Genomic DNA, 17,042 nt, shown 5'->3' with positions numbered 1-17,042 from the left:
CGGCAGGCCCACCCCTGGGGCAAGGGGCTTCGCCCTGGCCTTCGGCCACCCCAGGCCCGGGCCTGCCTCCGGTCCAGCCTGCCACGACGCCTCAAACACCTTCCCCACACACCACACGACCCACCAGGGCAGCCAAGGAGGCGGCGGGCGGGGGTGGGGTGCGGGCACGGGGGTCTGCGTAGCGGGCGCCCGTACCGGCTTGCCGGGGCCCGCGGAACACGGGGGTCGGCGAGGGGGCCCGCAGCCCCGTCTGGGCTGGATCCGGCGTCAGACTCGCCGCCAGACTGCCATCGCCCAGGAGAACACGCCGAACAGCAGGAGTCCGGCGGCCACCGCGACCAGCAGCCAGGGCCCGGCGGGGGTTTCCGCGAAGGCGCGGAGGGTGTCGTCGACGCCTCTGGCCTTCGCCGGGTCGTAGTCGGCCGCCGCGTACACCAGGAAGCCGCCCGCGGCCGTGAAGACGGCACCGCGGGCGAGGCCGCCCACGACGCCTACCGTGTCCACGGTCGTTCGCGCCCAGGGGGGAAGGGCCGTCGTGTCCATCTCCTTGCGGAACATGCGCATCGCGGCCTGTACCGCGATGACGATGCCCCCGATCGCGATGCCGCAGCCGACCGCTCCGACCAGCCAGGGGCCCGCGGGAGCGTCCATCACCCGCGCCGTGAGGTCTCGGGACTGCTCGTCGCCGGAACGGTTCTCCTTGCGGCCGGCGGCGAAGGAGAGGACGGAGTAGGCCAGCACCCCGTAGAACACCGCCCGGGCGGCGGAGGAGGCCCGCTTCGTGGCCTTGCGGCCGTCGGGTCCGGTGGCACCGAACACCGCCTCCGACAGCCGCCACAGGGCCATGGCGCCCAGGCCGATTCCGATGGCCCACACCAGTACGGAGCCGTAGGAGCGGTCGGCCAGGGTGGCCAGTGCGCCCGACCGGTCGGCCTCCTCGCCGGTGTCCCCGAAGGCCACCTGCAGCGCCAGCAGGCCCACCAGGACGTACAGCACCCCGCGCGTCGCCAGCCCGGTGCGGGCGGCCACCATGATCGCCCGGCGCGTCTCGCGTCTGGCGCGCCCCCCGTGGTCGGGGCCTTCGGTGCCGGGCCGCGAGTCGCGTCGGGTCGCCGGTTCGCCGTACGAGGACATGGGCCGAGCCCCTTCCCGGGCCCGTCCGTCCCGCCGCCCGGTGCGGCGGGGGTACGGGCACCTGCTCGCGGCGGCCGCCGGTGGCTCTCCGTGACCGCGTCGGCGGGCCGCTCAGGTCCGCCCCTTCCCCGCCCGCGCCGTCTGATGTGCGGCCGGCCGGATCCGGGCGGTCAGGTGACGCGCCGGGCCGCGGGCCGTTCGGCGAGCTGCCGGAACAGCCGGTTGCCCAGGCACTCGGTCAGGTACGGGACCCCGTCGGTGTAGCCCGAGCCGGGCGCGTCCCCGAGCATGCGGGCCGCGAGGCTCCGGTGGGTGGCCTTCCATCGCTGGTGCCGGTCCTCCAGGCGGGCCAGGGCCGCGTGCAGCAGGTCCCGTTCCGCGTGCCCCACCGGGGTCCGGCGGCGCAGGTCCAGGTAGGCCCGGGCCACCGTGTCGTGACCGGCGTCCTCGGCCTCCGCGCGTACGGCCGGGACGCCCGCGAACGCCGCCGAGCACAGCCGCTCGCCGGACGGCAGCCCGCACAGCACCTCGAACCGCTTGTACTGCTCGGACTGGATGGCGCTGGCGCCCTGGGTGTACCGGCGGAACGCCGCGAAGTGGTCCGGCCGCATGGTGGCCACGAGCCGGAACAGGGCCGCGGCCCGGTCGACCGAGGCGGCCGCCCGGTCCACGTGCCCGGCCGCGTCCCCCGGCCGGTCGTCGCGGAGCGCGGTGATCGCGGCCCGGACGTCCGCCACGACCGCGGTGAAGAGCATCTCGTGGGCCTGGAGGGCGCGGATGAAGAAGAACTCGTCGTGCAGGACGTACACCGGCTGGACGGTCAGGTCGAACCAGCGGCCGGCGGCGGTGGCGGGGGGCCGGGGGAGGAGGTCGGCGACCTCGCCCGCGTCCCGGCCGCCGAGGTCGTCCGAGACGAACCGCAGGGCGTGGCGCAGCCGCTTGCGCGTGGTGTCGGGGCCGGGCGGATCGGGGTCCGGCCCGCCGCCGGAAGACCGGCCGCCGGGCTCCGGTACCCGCGACTCGTACCGCACGACGTCGGCTATCAGCAGCGTCGCCATGTGGTTGGGGTCCAACGGCCCGTCCGGGTCGTCCAGGACCAGTTCCAGCAGGGGGAGGGAGAGGTAGGTCCGGTTCGCGTAGCGTCCGTCGTGCTTGTCGAGCAGGCAGTCCAGGAAGGTGCGCAGGTACGGCAGCCGGTCGGTGGCGTGGCCGGACCTGAGGGCGCCCAGGCTCCGGAGCACGGGGTCCGGAAGGAAGTGCTTCCCGGTCCGGCGCACCTCGTCCGTGACCCGGCGGGCCAGCAGGTATCCGTCCCGGCACGCGGGCAGCTCCATGGTCATCTCTCGTCGCCTCCTCGGCGTGGGCCTCACCGTCGGGGTGGGGTGGGGGACTCCCAGTAGGCGGGGCCGGGGCGGGGCGCGTCACGTCGCGGACATTCGTGTCTTGACAGGGGGGCGGCAGCGGGATGCGCCGCCGCGGCCCCTCCCGTGCCGTGCCCCGCCCCGCCTCAGATCCGCCGGTGGGCGTGCAGCAGGTACTCCTCGCGGTGCAGCGGGTTGCCGTCCGTGCGGGGGCGGCAGCGCGGGGCCGCGGCGGGGGCGTAGCGGTCGAAGGCCGACTCCAGGACGCCCTCGCCGCCCGTGAGCCCCGGCAGCTCCCGCTCCAGGCCGTGCACCCGGTCGGCCGGTACGCACCCCTCCAGCACGTACCCGTCGCCCTCCGCCGCCGGCGTGCCCGGGACGGCCCCGGCCCGCGCCAGGGCGAGGGCCACCGCAGGATAGGCGGCCTGCGGGAACTCCAGCCGGAAGCGGTGCACCGGCTCGTGCACCGCCGTGCCGGCCCGTGCCAGGGCGGCCATCAGCACCAGCGGGGTCAGCGCACGGAACGCGCCCGCGGTGCTGCGGATGCTGCAGAAGCCCGAGTGCGTCATGGTGACCGTGCAGTCCGGCACCTGCCAGCCGTACAGGCCCTGGCCGAGTGTGGTGTGCACGGTCTCCTCGACCGCCCGCATGAAGGACAGCGGCAGCGAGCCGAGTTCTACCTCGCGCCGGAACACCACGCCGCCGCCCGGCGGCCCCGGCTCGACGCGCAGGCCGACGGTCGCCAGGAACGGGTTGCCGTCGTGGTCGAGCACCTCGTGGGCGGCGCCCGTGCCGGTCACGCGCTCCACGCAGATCGGGGTCGTCTCCTCGAAGCGCACCGCCAGCCCGAACTCCTCGGCGAGGGTGGTCTGGAGCACCTCTTTCTGCACCTCGCCGTAGAGCGACACCGAGAGCCGGCCGCCCGCGGGGTCCTGGCGCAGGCCGATCAGCGGATCCTGCTCGGCGAGCCGGCCGAGTGCCAGGTGCAGCCCGCCCTCGTCGGAGGGTCCGGCGGGCACCACCACGGTCTCCAGGGAGGGCGGCGCGAAGACCCGCCCGTACGGACGGTCCCGCGGCTCGCGGCCGACGGCGTCGCCGATCCGGACCTCGGCGAGGCCGCGCAGCACCGCGATCTCCCCGGCCCGGGCCGCGGCCCGGCGTTCCAGCGTGCCGCCGGTGAAGACGGCCAGTCCGGTGACCCGTCCCTCGCCGTCACCCACCCGCACCTGCTGCCGCACGGCGAGCGTGCCGGAGAACAGCCGGGCGTACGCGAGCTTCTCGCCGCGCTCGCCCCGCTCCACCTTGAACACCCGGCCCGACAGCGGTCCGTCGGCGTCGGGGCGTACGGCGGGCAGGAGTTCGCGCACCGCGTCGACCAGCTCCGGCACGCCCGCGCCGGTCACGGCCGAGCCGACGTACACCGGGTGGACCCGGCCGGCCCGGGTCGCGCCGGCCAGCGCGCGGCGCAGCCGCCCGGGCGTCGCGGAACGCTCGTCGGCCAGGTAGGCGCCGAGCAGGTCGTCGTCGTGGGCGGCGAGCACGTCCAGCAGCCGCCGGGCGAAGTGCGGGTCGTCCGCGGCGAAGAGCGCGGTCCGCGCCTCCTTCGTGCCCAGGCCGTCCACGACCCGGCCCATGGGGACGACCGGCACGCCGAGCCGGCGCTCGATCTCGCCGACCACGCGGACGTCGTCCGCGCCGCGCCGGTCGGCCTTGTTGACGAAGACGAGGGTGGGGATGCCGAGGCGCTTGAGGGTCCGCATCAGGACGCGCGTCTGGGGCTGGACGCCCTCCACCGCGGAGACCACGAGGACGGCGCCGTCGAGGACGCCGAGCACCCGCTCGACCTCGGCGATGAAGTCGGGGTGCCCGGGCGTGTCGACGAGGTTGACGGACACCGCGCGGGCGCCGGAGCCCAGCCGGAAGTTCTCGACCGCCGACCGGATGGTGATGCCGCGGCGGCGTTCGAGTTCCAGGCTGTCCGTGCGGGTGCTGCCCGCGTCGACGCTGCCGATCTCGTCGATGACCCCGGCGGCGTACAGCAGCCGTTCGGTCAGGCTCGTCTTACCGGCGTCGACGTGCGCCAGGATCCCCAGGTTCAGCGTGCGTTGCGTTGACTGCACTGAGCGTCATGTCCTTCGGGTTGATGACCGTTCCTTCCGTGGGGGACATGGACGTTCCGCGCATCGCAGGCTGCTCCTCGCTCGTGGTTGTGGTGCCCGAGGAGGGTGACAGGGCGACCGGGGGAGCGGCAACGCATTTATCCCGTCGCGCGCCGGTGCCGGGGCGACCGGTGCTGCTGCTGACGCCGCCCTGGGCGCTGCTGATGTGCTGCCTCGTTGTACGACGGCCTCGCCCGGCCGAGTCCCGCCGGCCGCCTCGTGGTCGTGCTGAGCGTGCGCCGTGGACGGGCGTCCCGCGGGCGGCGCGGGGGCGGTGCGGGGGGCGGCGCGGGGGGCGGCGCGGCAACAGGGCAAGGCCGGCGGCCACGCATGCCGGTGCCCCGGCCCCGCGGGAGGCGGGACCGGGGCACCGGGTGTGTTGTCGGGCGGGTGGAGCCTCGGTCAGAAGCGGAGGGTCCAGCTGTTGATGTAGCCCGAATTGCTCGACCACGGGTCGTGGGCCCGCAGCTTCCACTTGCCGTTGGCCGCCTCGGCCGAGGCGTTGACCGTCCAGATGCCGCCCACGTCCGGCATGTCCCACGTGGAGTCCGTGAGGCTGATCGGGTAGACCGTCCCGTCGGGGGCGATCAGGTCGACCGACAGGAACCCGTAGGCCGGGAACTTGACGGAGACCGCGACCTCCAGGTTGCTCGGCGCGTTGCCCGAGAGGCCGGTGACGGTGACGGAGCTGGTCGCCGGCTGGTTGCCGCTGATGGTGTGGTTGTTGCTGTTGGTGAACCGCGGCCCCACCGGCTTCAGCGGCGTCGAGCCCACGTACAGCAGGCGGTTGTACGAGCCCGTGCCCCGGTCCCAGATCTGCCCGGTGGTGGAGCTGTCCTTGAGGGCCTTCGAGACGGTGGCCGGGCTGGCGGTGCGGTGGGCCGAGAGGTACAGCGCCGCGGCGCCCGCGACGTGCGGGGTCGCCATCGACGTGCCCGAGAGGGTCGTCGAGGAGCTGTTGTCCCACCAGACGGCCGAGGTGATGTTCGTACCCGGCGCGAACACGTCCACCAGCGGACCGTAGTTGGAGAAGTCCGACCGCCGGTCGTCGCTCTGCGTGGAACCCACCGTGATCGCGGCGCCCACACGGGCCGGCGAGTGCTGCGAGGCGTCCTCGTTGTCGTTGCCCGCCGCGACGGCGTACGTGATGCCCTTCGAGATCGAGTTCCGCACGGCCGTGTCGAGCGCGGAGTTCGGGCTGCCGCCGAGGCTCATGTTGGCCACGGCCGGCTTGACGGCCTTGCGCGTCACCCAGTCGATGCCCGCGACCACCTGCGAGACGGTCCCGCGGCCGTTGGCGTCGAGCACCCGGACGGAGACGATCTTGGCCTTCTTGGCGACGCCGAAGGTGGTGCCGGCCACGGTCCCGGCCACGTGCGTGCCGTGGCCCTGCTCGTCGTCGGCCGGTGTGCCGGGTGCGATGGCGTCGTACCCGGACCGCGCGCGTCCGCCGAAGTCCTGGTGGCCGAAGTTGACGCCGGTGTCGATGACGTACACCGTCACGCCCGTGCCCGCGCTGGTCGGGTACGTGTACTTCTGGTTCTGGCCCGGCTTGCGGCGGCGGTCGAGCCGGTCCAGCCCCCACGAGGGCGGCGTCGGCTGCGTGGTGTCGGCCTTCACCGCGGCGTCCTGGACGACCTCGGCCACGGCCGGGTCGGCGGCCAGCCGCCTGGCCTGCTGCTCGGTCATCTCCGCCGCGTAGCCGTTGAGCGCCGCTTCGTACGTGCGGCGGATCTTGCCGGAGTACCGCTCGACGACCGAACGTCCGGCGGGCGACTGCGACTTCGCCTTGGCCTGGTTCAGGATGACGATGTACTGGCCCGGGATGGTGCCCGGCGCTCCGGCGTTGGCCACCGTGCCCTCGGGCGGCGGCGCGGCCTCCGCGGATGCGGCGGTGACGCCCCCGAGCAGCGTGGCGGCGGCGACCGCCAGTACGGTCAGCCGACGACGGCGTGTCTGATTTCTGGCATGCATGATTCACTCCCCCCTGGGACCCCCTGCCGGTCCCGTCCCGCAAGACTGTCTCGTCCGCCCCTTCCGGGCAAGGGCGCATCTGGCGTGTCGGAACATCAATTCGCGCCCCCCTGGCGGAAGTTGGCGTGTTGCCACTGTTTCGGCACAACGCGCGCGACCACGAGGGCGGGGCTTCGGCCGCCCCGCTACTGCGCCGTGATGCGGCCGTCGCGGAGTTCCAGGACGCGGTCGGCGAGGTCCAGAAGCTGGGGGTCGTGGGTGGCCACCAGGGCCGTCACGCCCTCGCTGCGGACCACCGAGCGCAGCAGCTCCATGATCGTCAGGCCGGTGGCCGCGTCCAGCTGGCCGGTGGGCTCGTCGGCGATGAGGAGGGAGGGGCGGTTCGCCAGGGCGCGGGCGATCGCGACCCGCTGCTGCTGGCCGCCGGAGAGCTCGGTGGGCCGCTGGTCGGCATGGCCGGCCAGGCCCACCAGGGCCAGCAGCAGCGCCACCCGCTCGTCGCGCTCGCGCGGGTCCGTACGGCGTAGCCGCAGCGGCACCCCGACGTTCTCCGCCGCCGTCAGGATCGGGATCAGCCCGAAGTTCTGGAAGACGAAGCCGATCCGGTCGCGCCGCAGCTCCAGCAGCTCCTCCGCGCCCAGTCCGTCCAGCGCGGTCCCGTCGATGACGACCCGCCCCCGGTCCGGGCCGTCCAGCCCGCCCACCAGGTTGAGCAGCGTGGTCTTGCCGGCCCCGGAGCGGCCCTTGAGGGCCACCAGTTCACCGCGCCGGACCTCGAACGTCGCACCGGCCAGGGCGTGCACGGCGGCCGGGCCGCTGCCGTACGAGCGGTGCAGGTCCGTCACCGCCACCATGGGGTGGCCGGCCCCGGGGTCCTCGCCGTCCGTGCCCGCCCCGTCCACGGCCACCTGTGTACCGCCGCTCCGCTCCGCCATCGGTCCGCCCCCGTGCATCCCCGTACGTGATCGTTCCGGCCCAGTATGGGCAGGCGGAACTTGTCCGGGCAATGACGGAGCGGGACGCAACTCCTGTCGAAGCGGGAGCGTTCGCCGCCCATTCCTGGGCCATTCCTGGACGATTCCCATTTGCTTCAACATCATTTCTTGATAGAAAACCGAACGAGCCGGCACCCAGGACCGTCGGCCGGGGGGCGGGTGTTCAGTGACGGCGTTCATCTTGCTGCGCGCACGCGCGCACCGGCTGCTGCTCGCCTGCGCCCTGCTCGCCGTCCTCCTCACCACCGCGGTCCTCGCCGCGCTCGCCGCCTTCTCCGCCTCCGTCGGGGACGCCGCCCTGCGCGGGACGCTGCGGGGGCCGGCCGCGGCCTCCGCAGCCCTCGTGGTGAGCGCGGACGTACCCCCGGAGCGCCGCGCCGCCGCCGACGCCGCCGTGGAGCGCGCGGCCCACCGCACCTTCGACGGGCTGCCGGTGACGGTGCGCAGGCTCACCGCCTCGGGTCCGTACGAGCTCCCGCGCGCCCTCCAGCCGGCCGCCGCCCGCTCCGGCAACCCGGACCTCACCCACTTCGCCGCCCTCGACCCCACCCGGATCCGGGTCACCGCCGGCACCCTCCCCGGTGCGGCCGCCGCCCCCGGCACTGCTGGGGCCGAGGTCGCCGCCGCCCTGCCCCAGGCCGCCGCCCGGCGCCTCGGCATCGCCCCCGGCGCCCGGCTGCGCCTCGTCGACCGCCTGACCGGCACACCGCTCACCGTCCGGATCACCGGCACCTACCAGGCCCACGACACCCGGGACCCGTACTGGCAGCTCGATCCCCTCGCCGGACGCGCCGTCCGCACCGGTGTGTTCACCACGTACGGCCCCCTGCTCGCCGCCCCTTCGCTCCTCGCCTCCGGCCGCACCTCCACCGGAACGTCCGGCTGGCTGGCCACCGCCGACCCCGGCGCCCTCACCACCGGCCGGATCAACGCCCTCCGCGCCGCGGCGACCAGCGGACCGGAAGCCCTGCGCGCGGAGCCCGGGTTCACGTCCGGCGCCACCGTCCGCACCGCCCTGCCCGCCGTCCTGGCGCAGACCTCGCGGGCCCTGGTCGTCGCCCGTTCCACCCTGCTGATCGTCGCCCTGCAACTCGTCCTGCTCGCCGGGTACGCCCTGATGCTCGTGGCCCGGCTGCTCAGCGCCCAGCGCTCCGGCGAGACCGGCCTGCTGCGCGCCCGCGGCGCCTCCCGGGCACGCGTCGCCGTCCTCGCCGCCACCGAGGCCCTGCTGCTCGCCGCGCCCGCCGCCCTGCTGGCCCCGCTGCTGGCCGGCCCGCTCACCCGTCTGATCAGCGAGTACGCGGGGACCGGCGAGGGCACCGGGTTCCGGGCCGCGCCGCCCGCCGGGGTGTGGGCGGTGGCCGCGGCGGTCGCGCTGTGCTGCGCGGCGGCCGTCGTCTCGCCCGCGCTGACCGCCGCCGCGGACGGCACCGTACGCCTCCGCCGCGGCCGGGAGGGCGCGCTGCCCGCACCCGTGCGGGCGGGCGCCGACCTCGGCCTCGTGCTCGTCGCGGGCGTGGCCTACTGGCAGCTGGACCGGCGCACCGGCGCCGCGGACCCGTCCGACGCCGCGGACTCCGGTCTCGGCGTCGACCCGCTGCTCGTCGCCGCCCCCGCGCTCGCACTGCTCGCCGGCACCGTTCTGACCCTCCGTCTCCTGCCGCCCCTGGCCCGGCTGGCCGAACGCCGGGCCGCCAGGTCCCGCGGCCTCGGGCCCGCGCTGGCCGGCTGGCACCTGGCCCGCCGACCGCTGCGCGGGGCCGGGCCGGTGCTGCTGCTGGTCCTCGCGACGGCCATGGGCACCCTCGCCGTCGGCCAGGGCGCCTCCTGGGACCGCTCGCAGCGCGATCAGGCCGACTACGCCACCGGTACCTCCGTACGCGTCCTCGACGCCCGCCCCGGCGGCCCGGGCCAGTCCGGCCTCTACGCGCAGTGGCCGGGCGTACGGCAGGCCGCCCCCGCCCACCGCACCACCGTGGACCTTTCGGGCGGCCGCACCGCCACTGTGCTCGCCCTCGGCCCGGGCGACGCCCCGGAACGGCTGCTGCTCCGCCGCGACCTCGCCGACGAGCCGGCCACCGCCCTGCTGCGCGCGCTCTCCCCGAACCGGCCCGCCGACGGCGGGCCCACCGGGTCCGGCGGCGGACCCGCGCCCGCCCCCGACCGCGCCATCCACCTCCCCGACCCCGGCATCCACCTCCCCGACGACGCCCGCGCCCTCACGCTCGACCTGAGCCTGACCGCCACCCGCAAGGGCCCGCACCCGCCCCGCGCGGCCCTCCCGGCCCCGCCGGAGGCACCGGTCCCGCCGCCGGTCCTCACCGTGCTGGCCGAGGACCGCTTCGGCCTGCCGTACGAGCTCACGGCGGGCCCCGTCCCCGCGGACGCCCGCCCGCGCCGGCTCACCGTCGACCTCGACCGCACGGCCTCCGGCGCCCGACACGCCCCGGCCGGCCCCCTCCGCCTGACGGGCCTCCAACTGCGCGGCACCCCGCCGGCCACCGCGTCCGAGGCCCACCGCCTGGAGATCACCGCTCTGCACACCCGTGCCCCGGACGGCACCCCCAGCGCCCTCACCCCGCCCGCCGCCGTGCACTGGCAGGGCGTCATGACCGGCACCCGGGACGGCGAACAGCGCCCGGCACAGCAACTCGCGACCGCCACCGGCCTGCCGATCGCCCTGGCGTACGACACGGGCACGGCGGCCGACCCGGACGACGCGTACGCGGTCCGCTACCGCACGGCCCGCCCCACCCCGACCGGCTCCGCCGGCTCCGCCACGGGTACCCGACCCGTCCCCGCCATCGCCACCGACGCCTTCCTGGACGCCGCGGCCGCACGCCCCGGCGACAGCGTCGACGTCACCCTGGCCGGCGAGCGGCTGACGGTACGGCTGGTGCGGACGGTGCGCCAACTCCCCACCACCGGAGGCCCGGCCGGGGACGCCGGCACCTCGGCCGCCACCGGTGGCGCCCTCCTGCTGGACCTGCGCACCGTCAACCGGGCGCTGACGGAACGGGGGAGCGGGACCCTGGCCCCCACCGAGTGGTGGCTGAGCACCCGCCCCGGCGAGGCGGCCGGCGTGGCCGCCGCCCTGCGCGCCCGCCCCGACGCCGGCTCCGCCGACGAGGTGCTGGTACGGGACGAACGCGCGGCCGCCCTCCTCGACGACCCGCTCGGCCGGGGCCCCCGCGCCGCCTTGCTCGCCGTCACCGTCGCGGCAGCCGCCCTCGCCGCCGTGGGCTTCGCGGTCAGCGCGGCCGGGTCCCTCCGGGAACAGGCCGCCGAACTGGCCGTGCTCCGTGCCCTGGGCGCCTCCCGCCGCAGGCTCGCCGCCCTCTCCGCCGCCGAACACGGTCTGCTCGTCCTGGTGGGCGTACTGGCCGGGCTCGGCATCGGCGTCCTGCTCACCCGGGCAGCTGTACCGCTCCTCGTACTCACGGCGCGCGCCGAACGGCCCCTGCCGCCGGTCCTCGTCGAACTGCCCTGGACCCATCTGGGCCTGCTGCTCGCCGGAGTGGCCGCCGTACCGCTGCTCACCGCGGCCGCACTCGCACTCCGCCACGCCGGCCCCGCGCCCTCGCTGCGCGACCAGGGGGACAGCTGACATGACCCACCCCACCAACGACCCCACCGCCAACGACCCCACCGCCAACGACCCATCCGCCGACGGCCCTGCCGCGCAGCGCCCGCCCGCCGAGGGCCCTTTCGAGAAGGGTGCTGCCGCGGAGGGTCAGGCCTCCGGCCCGGCGGCCGCCGGTGACCCGGCGGCGAGCGGTCCGGCTTCCGACGGTCCGGCGGCCGGGCGTCACACGGCCACCCGGCCGACCGCGAACGGCGTGGCGGCCGGTGGCCCTGCCTCCGCCGGTCCCACCGCCGGCGGCCGAGCCGCGGACGGTGCTGCAACCGACGGCCGCGGCCCTGCCTCCACCGGCCTTGCTGCGGCCGGCCCGGCAGCAACCGGGTCCGCGGCGAACCGTGCGGCGGCCGGCGGCCCCGCCGCCACCGGACCCGCCGCGAACGGCACCGCCACCGGCGCCCCCGCCACGCTCGCCGTCCCCACCTCCCACCCCCGGCAGGCCCGCACCCCCGCCCCCTGGGTGCGGACCCGGCTGCGGACCGCTCGGCCCGCCGCCCTGGCCCTCGGGCTGCTCGTGCTCGTCACGGCCTTCCTGGCCGCGGCCCTTCCGCGTGCCGTGGACGCGTACGAGACCCGGGCCCTGCGGTACGCAGTCCGCCACGCGCCCGCCGCCGGCACCGTCCTCGAACTCTCCGCCCCCCAGCCCGGCCTCGGACTGCCGGACTCCGCTCGGGAGCAGGCCCTGCGCCCCGCTCCGCTGGCCGCCGTCCACACCCGCGCCGCGGCCGCGCTGCCGGCTCCGCTCCGGGCGGACCCCGACCAGTCCGCGTACGGCGTCCGCACCACGGATCCGATGGCCGCCACCGATCCGTGGCTGCCGCGCCCGGACGCCGTCCCGCCCCGCTTCACGCTGGCCGCGCAGTCCGGTCTCGCCGCGCACGCCACCGTGCGCACCGGTCGCCTGCCGGCCGCCGCCGCTCCGGTGAACTCCGGCACCCGCCGGGTCGAGGCGGCCGTCACCACCGGCACCGCCGCCGCCCTGCGCCTGCGCGCCGGCTCCGTCGTGCACCTCATGGTCGGCGCGTCCGGCGACGACCTGCTCACGGTCACGGTCACCGGCACCGTCGAGCCGCGCATCCCCGAAGGCTCCTACTGGTCCGCCACCCCGCTCCTGCGCACCGCCGGCCTCGCCGCGGAGAAGAAGGGCGGCACCCCGGCGTACCACTGGCAGGCCGCCCTCCTCCTGCACCCGGACGCCGCACCCGCCCTCCTCGGCACCCAGGCCAAGCCCGAGCGGTACTGGCAGTTCGCGCCGGCCACCGACGGCCTCACCACCCGCGACACCCCGGCAGCACTCCGCCGCATCGCCTCCCTCGAAGGCGGGCCCGACCTGCTGCGACTGCGCACCGTCGCGGGGAACACGGCAACGCTCAGCACCGACCTGGAAACCGTGCTCGACGGCCACCTCGCGGCCCGCGAGGCCGTCTCCGGCATCGTCGCCCCGGCCGCCGTCGGCACCGCGGCCGTCGCGGCGGTGGTCCTGGCCATGGCGGGCAGTCTGACCGCCGCCCGCCGCCGCGACGAACTGGCCCTGCTGCGCGCCCGCGGCGCGTCCCTCACCGGCATCGGGACTCGCCTGGCAGGGGAGGCCGCGGTGATCGCCGTACCGGCCGCCGCCGCCGGGCTGCTCGCGGCCCTGCTCCTGACCGACGGTTCCGGATGGCTGCCCGCCACCGCCGCCGCTGCCGCGGTGGCGGTGCTGGCCTGCGCCGCCCTGCCGCTGCCCGCGGTGTTCGCGCACCGCCGCCCCCGCGCCCACGGCGAGCGCGACGACCTCCTCACCGCCCGCCCCGGTCGCGCCCGCACCGTCGCGGAGCTGACCCTGCTGGTCCTGGCCGCCGCCTCGCTCCAGGCCCTGCGCGGCCGGGACCCCGCGGAGGCGGGCGGCCCGCTGGCCGCGGCCGCCCCGGTCCTCGTCGCCCTCACCGCCGCGCTCGTCCTGGTCCGCCTCTACCCCCTGCCCCTGCGCTGGGCCGCCCGTCCCGCCCGCCGGCTGCGCGGCGCGGTCGGCTTCCTCGCGCTCGCCCGGGCCGGCCGCGCCCCCGCCGCCGGGGTGCTGCCGCTGCTCGCCCTGCTGGTGGCCCTGACCACGGCGGCGCTCGGCGGATCCGTACTGGCCGGGGTCACCGACGCCCGGGACCGCGCCGCGCTGCTGGCCACCGGCGCCGACGTACGCGTCGCGGCCCCCGGCGAGTCCCGCCCGCTGCCCGCCGGCACGGAGACGGCCGTCGGGCGCGTAGCGGGGGTGCGTGAGGTGACCGGCGTACGGATCGACCGCACGGCCTCCGCGGCGGGCAGCCAGACCACGGGCGACCCCACCACGGGCAGCCACACCTCGGGCAACCGGAGCAGCACCGCCGGCCAGAGCGCCGGCAGCCCCCGTGCCCTGACCCTGGTCGGCGTCGAACCGGCCGCCTACGCCCGGCTCGCCCGCAGCACCGGACTGGGCGCCTTCCCCGCCACTGCCCTCGGCCGCTCCGCCGGCGTGCTCGACGCCGTCGCCTCGCCGGCCCTCGCCGCCCGCCTCGGCGACGGGCCCCGCCGCGTCTCCACCGCCGGCGGCGAGGTGACGGTACGCGTCGTCGCCGTACGCCCCGTCACCCCTGCGGCCCCGCGCGGCGAGTTCCTCCTCGTCGACGTCGCGGGCCTGCCCGGCACCGGCGTCACGGCCCTGCTCGCCACCGGCGACCCCGACCCCGAGGCCCTGCGCGCCGCCGCCGGCGGCCTGCCCGTACGGCTGCGGGCCGCCGAACGTGCCGCGCTCACCGACACCCCGCTCCAGCGGGGCGCCGAAGCCGTCTACGCCACCGCCGTCGCGGCCGGCGCCGGGTACGCCGCCGTCGCCCTGCTGCTCTCCCTGCTGCGCTCCGCGCCCGACCGGGCCGCGCTCCTGCTGCGGCTGCGCACCCTGGGCCTCGGCGCCCGCCAGGGCCGGGCCCTGGTACTGCTGGAGGCCCTGCCGCAGACGCTGCTGGCCGGGGGCGGCGGCGTACTCACCGCCTGGGCGACGGTACGGCTGGTCGCCCCCGGCATCGACCTGACCCGGCTGGTCCTCACCGCCGCGCCCGCCCTCACCCCGCCCCCGGCCCTCCCGCTGCGCGCCGACGCCTGGTCGCTGGCGCTGCCCGCGGCCGGTGTCGTGGTGCTGGCGGCCGTGGTGGCCGCGGCCCAGTCGTGGCGGCCGGGCCGCCGACGCACCCCCTCGACGACGCACGGACCGGGAGACACGCGATGACGGACACCAAGACCGGGGCCGGCGCGACGGACGCCCGGCCCACCCTGGCGGAGCTGGAGCGCCGCGCGGCCGCACACCGGGACCGGCCCTCGTACGGCCACGACGCCCTGATCGCCTGCGACCGGCTGGTCCGCGTCTTCACGACGGACGGCGTCGAGGTCCAGGCCCTCCAGGGGCTCGACCTGCTCGTCCGCGAGGGGGAGTTGATGGCACTGGTCGGCGCCTCGGGCAGCGGCAAGTCCACCCTGATGAACATCCTCGCGGGCCTGGACGTGCCCACCGCGGGCGCGGCCCGCGTGGCCGGCCGGGACCTGCTCGCCATGGACGCCGCGGGCCGGCTCGACTACCGCAGGAACGTGGTCGGCTTCGTCTGGCAGCAGACCTCCCGCAACCTCCTCCCGTACCTGACGGCCGCTCAGAACGTGGCGCTGCCGATGCGGTTGCGCGGCCGCGGCCGCCGGCGCGAGCAGGCGGCGCGGGCCCGGGAGCTGCTGTCGATGCTCGGCGTGGCCGAGTACGCCGACCACCGCCCCCGGCAGCTCTCCGGCGGCCAGCAGCAGCGCGTCGCCATCGCCGTGGCACTGGCCAACTCCCCATCGGTGCTGCTGGCCGACGAACCCACCGGCGAGCTGGACTCCGCCACCGCCGAGCAGGTCTTCGCCGCCTTCCGGCGCGCCAACGACGAGCTGGGCACCACCATCGTGATCGTCACGCACGACCAGGCCGTGGCCTCGGAGGTGCGCCGCACCGTCGCCATCAGGGACGGGCGGACCGCCTCCGAGGTGCTGCGCCGCACGGAGGTGGACGCCCACGGCCGGGAGTCCCTGGTCTCGCGCGAGTACGCCACCCTCGACCGGGCCGGCCGCCTCCAGCTGCCGGGCGAGTACACGGCGGCCCTCGGCATGGCCGACCGCGTCCTCCTCGAACTCGAACCCGACCACATCGCGGTCCGCCCCGACACCCCGGAGTGACCCCCGGGTCCTGCAGCGTCCGGCGCCTGCCCCCACCTTCAGCCCCTTGGCACCACGAGGCCGGCTCCGCCACGCAACAGGGCCTTCCCGTACACCCGTTGCGCCGCCGAACGGGTGGTTTCCGGCCCGATACGCCCGTCCCGTGCGCCAGACTCGGCCGCCCGGGGGTCGGCGTACGGCCGCCCGGACAGACCTGGTCCGAACACACGGACCGGGACACGCGACGGAGGGAGCGGTGGTGCGCGGCGGACTGGTGGCGGTGGTCGGGGGCAGCATCGCGGGCTGCGCCTTCGCTTCGGCGGCGGCCCGCGGCGGCGCCGACGGGGTCGTGGTGCTGGAACGCACCCGCGGGCGGCTCGCGGACCGCGGCGTGGGCCTGTGCGTGCACGACGACCGCGCCGCCGAACTCCGGGCCGCGGGCGTCCTGCCGCCCGGCATCGCCGCCCACCCGCTGGCCCGTCGCTCCTGGCTGGCCGCGGACGGGACGCCGGCGGGGCGGGTCTTCTGGGAACAGCCCTTCCCCTTCCACTCGTACCACTGGGGCCTGCTGTGGCAGAGCCTGCGGGAGGCGGTACCGGAGACGGTGGACTTCCGGCAGGGCGCGGCCGTCACCGGGCTGACGCCCCCGCCGCCCGGCGGGCCGGGCCGGCCCGTGGTGCGCGAGGCCGGCGGGTCCGGCACGGCGTACGACCTGGTCGTCGGCGCCGACGGCTACCGCTCCACCGTCCGCGGTGCCCTCTGCCCGGACTCCCGCCCCCAGTACGCCGGTTACGTCTGCTGGCGCGGCAACTTCGACGCCCGGCTGCTGGCCGGCCCCGGCGAGGGGCCCTGGCCCTCCGACACGGTCGCGACGGTCTGCTTCCCCGGTGGCAGCTGCGTGATCTACCGCATCCCGGGCCCCGACGCCCCCCGCGTGAACTGGGTCCTGTACGCGGTGCCCCCGCCCGGTACGGGGCTCCGGCTGGACGACCCGACGAGCTTCCCGCCCGGCCGGCTCACCGAGGCCCTCTCCGGCGCCCTGGCCGGGCTCCTGGAACGCCGCTTCCCGCCCTACTGGGCCCGGGTCCTCGCCCTCACCCCGGCGCAGGACACCCTCGTCCAGCCCATCTACGACCTGGAGACCGCCCGCGTCGCCGGGGACGGCCTGCTGCTGGCGGGCGACGCGGCGAGCGTGGTGCGCCCGCACAACACCAGCGGGGCCGCCAAGGCGCTCCAGGACGCCGGCGCCTTCGAGGCGGCCTGGCGCGCCGCCGGCACGTGGACCGAGCTCCAGGCCCGCTACGACGCCGCCCGCGGCCCGGCCGGCCGCGAACTGGTCGCCCTGGCCCGCCGGCTCGGCCGCGCCCAGGTGGAACGTACCCCCGACTGGACCGGCCTGACCGCCGCGGACACCGCCACCTGGTGGCAGCACCAACTGGGCGGCGCGCCGGGCATCGGAGGCGGAGCGCTGCGCACGTAGGGCGCTTCCTGCGGATCACCCGTCCCGGGGCGGGCCGGTTCGTGCCCGCGCGCGGGGGCGTCCGCCGACCGGAGATCCTCTGGTCGGCGGACGCCCCCGGCTTCCGGCTTCGCC

9 protein-coding genes are annotated in these 17,042 nt (G+C 76.9%); 4 read left to right on the top strand and 5 right to left on the bottom strand.

What is annotated here, in order from left to right:
- Positions 1-267: 267 nt before the first annotated feature.
- The 5 genes from ACIF6F_RS23260 to ACIF6F_RS23240 all read right to left on the bottom strand — a co-directional run bounded on the left by ACIF6F_RS23260 (position 268) and on the right by ACIF6F_RS23240 (position 7,563).
- A complete protein-coding gene (locus ACIF6F_RS23260; protein WP_399949556.1) occupies positions 268-1,032 on the bottom strand; it encodes a DUF1206 domain-containing protein in 765 nt (254 codons plus the stop codon).
- Between the two features lie 272 nt (positions 1,033-1,304).
- On the bottom strand, positions 1,305-2,474 hold the full coding sequence (locus ACIF6F_RS23255; protein WP_399949540.1) for a tryptophan 2,3-dioxygenase family protein: 1,170 nt from the start codon (positions 2,472-2,474) through the stop codon (positions 1,305-1,307).
- Positions 2,475-2,641: 167 nt separating this feature from the next.
- Positions 2,642-4,615: a GTP-binding protein gene (locus tag ACIF6F_RS23250; protein WP_399949538.1), complete on the bottom strand. Its 1,974-nt coding sequence runs from the start codon at positions 4,613-4,615 to the stop codon at positions 2,642-2,644.
- 441 nt (positions 4,616-5,056) lie between these two features.
- Positions 5,057-6,628 carry a S8 family serine peptidase gene (locus ACIF6F_RS23245; RefSeq protein ID WP_399949536.1) on the bottom strand — a complete coding sequence of 524 codons (1,572 nt, stop codon included), beginning with the start codon at positions 6,626-6,628 and terminating at the stop codon, positions 5,057-5,059.
- Positions 6,629-6,813: 185 nt separating this feature from the next.
- A complete protein-coding gene (locus ACIF6F_RS23240) occupies positions 6,814-7,563 on the bottom strand; it encodes an ABC transporter ATP-binding protein (RefSeq protein WP_399949534.1) in 750 nt (249 codons plus the stop codon).
- A gap of 226 nt (positions 7,564-7,789) precedes the next feature.
- Between ACIF6F_RS23240 and ACIF6F_RS23235 the strand changes: the two genes are divergently transcribed.
- The 4 genes from ACIF6F_RS23235 to ACIF6F_RS23220 all read left to right on the top strand — a co-directional run bounded on the left by ACIF6F_RS23235 (position 7,790) and on the right by ACIF6F_RS23220 (position 16,928).
- Positions 7,790-11,230 carry an FtsX-like permease family protein gene (locus ACIF6F_RS23235; RefSeq protein WP_399949532.1) on the top strand — a complete coding sequence of 1,147 codons (3,441 nt, stop codon included), beginning with the start codon at positions 7,790-7,792 and terminating at the stop codon, positions 11,228-11,230.
- Position 11,231: 1 nt separating this feature from the next.
- On the top strand, positions 11,232-14,498 hold the full coding sequence (locus ACIF6F_RS23230; RefSeq protein ID WP_399949530.1) for an FtsX-like permease family protein: 3,267 nt from the start codon (positions 11,232-11,234) through the stop codon (positions 14,496-14,498).
- The gene (locus ACIF6F_RS23225) at positions 14,495-15,469 is read left to right on the top strand and encodes an ABC transporter ATP-binding protein (RefSeq protein ID WP_399949528.1); all 975 of its coding nucleotides are present in this window, start codon (positions 14,495-14,497) and stop codon (positions 15,467-15,469) included. The genes ACIF6F_RS23230 and ACIF6F_RS23225 overlap by 4 nt, the downstream gene beginning before the upstream one ends.
- A gap of 238 nt (positions 15,470-15,707) precedes the next feature.
- A complete protein-coding gene (locus ACIF6F_RS23220) occupies positions 15,708-16,928 on the top strand; it encodes a monooxygenase (protein ID WP_399949526.1) in 1,221 nt (406 codons plus the stop codon).
- Positions 16,929-17,042 lie beyond the last annotated feature (114 nt).

This window comes from Streptomyces sp. NPDC086023 (genome assembly GCF_044540325.1).
GTDB lineage: Bacteria > Actinomycetota > Actinomycetes > Streptomycetales > Streptomycetaceae > Streptomyces.
Note: the sequence above shows the minus strand (reverse complement) of the source record. Positions and strands in the feature narration are given on the sequence as shown.

Excerpts from the sequence above, each read along its gene's own strand:
- ACIF6F_RS23260 (WP_399949556.1), bottom strand. The coding sequence starts at position 1,032 with ATGGTGGCCGCCCGCACCGGGCTGGCGACGCGCGGGGTGCTGTACGTC.
- ACIF6F_RS23255 (WP_399949540.1), bottom strand. The coding sequence starts at position 2,474 with ATGACCATGGAGCTGCCCGCGTGCCGGGACGGATACCTGCTGGCCCGC.
- ACIF6F_RS23245 (WP_399949536.1), bottom strand. The coding sequence starts at position 6,628 with ATGCATGCCAGAAATCAGACACGCCGTCGTCGGCTGACCGTACTGGCG.
- ACIF6F_RS23240 (WP_399949534.1), bottom strand. The coding sequence starts at position 7,563 with ATGGCGGAGCGGAGCGGCGGTACACAGGTGGCCGTGGACGGGGCGGGC.
- ACIF6F_RS23230 (WP_399949530.1), top strand. The coding sequence starts at position 11,232 with ATGACCCACCCCACCAACGACCCCACCGCCAACGACCCCACCGCCAAC.
- ACIF6F_RS23225 (WP_399949528.1), top strand. The coding sequence starts at position 14,495 with ATGACGGACACCAAGACCGGGGCCGGCGCGACGGACGCCCGGCCCACC.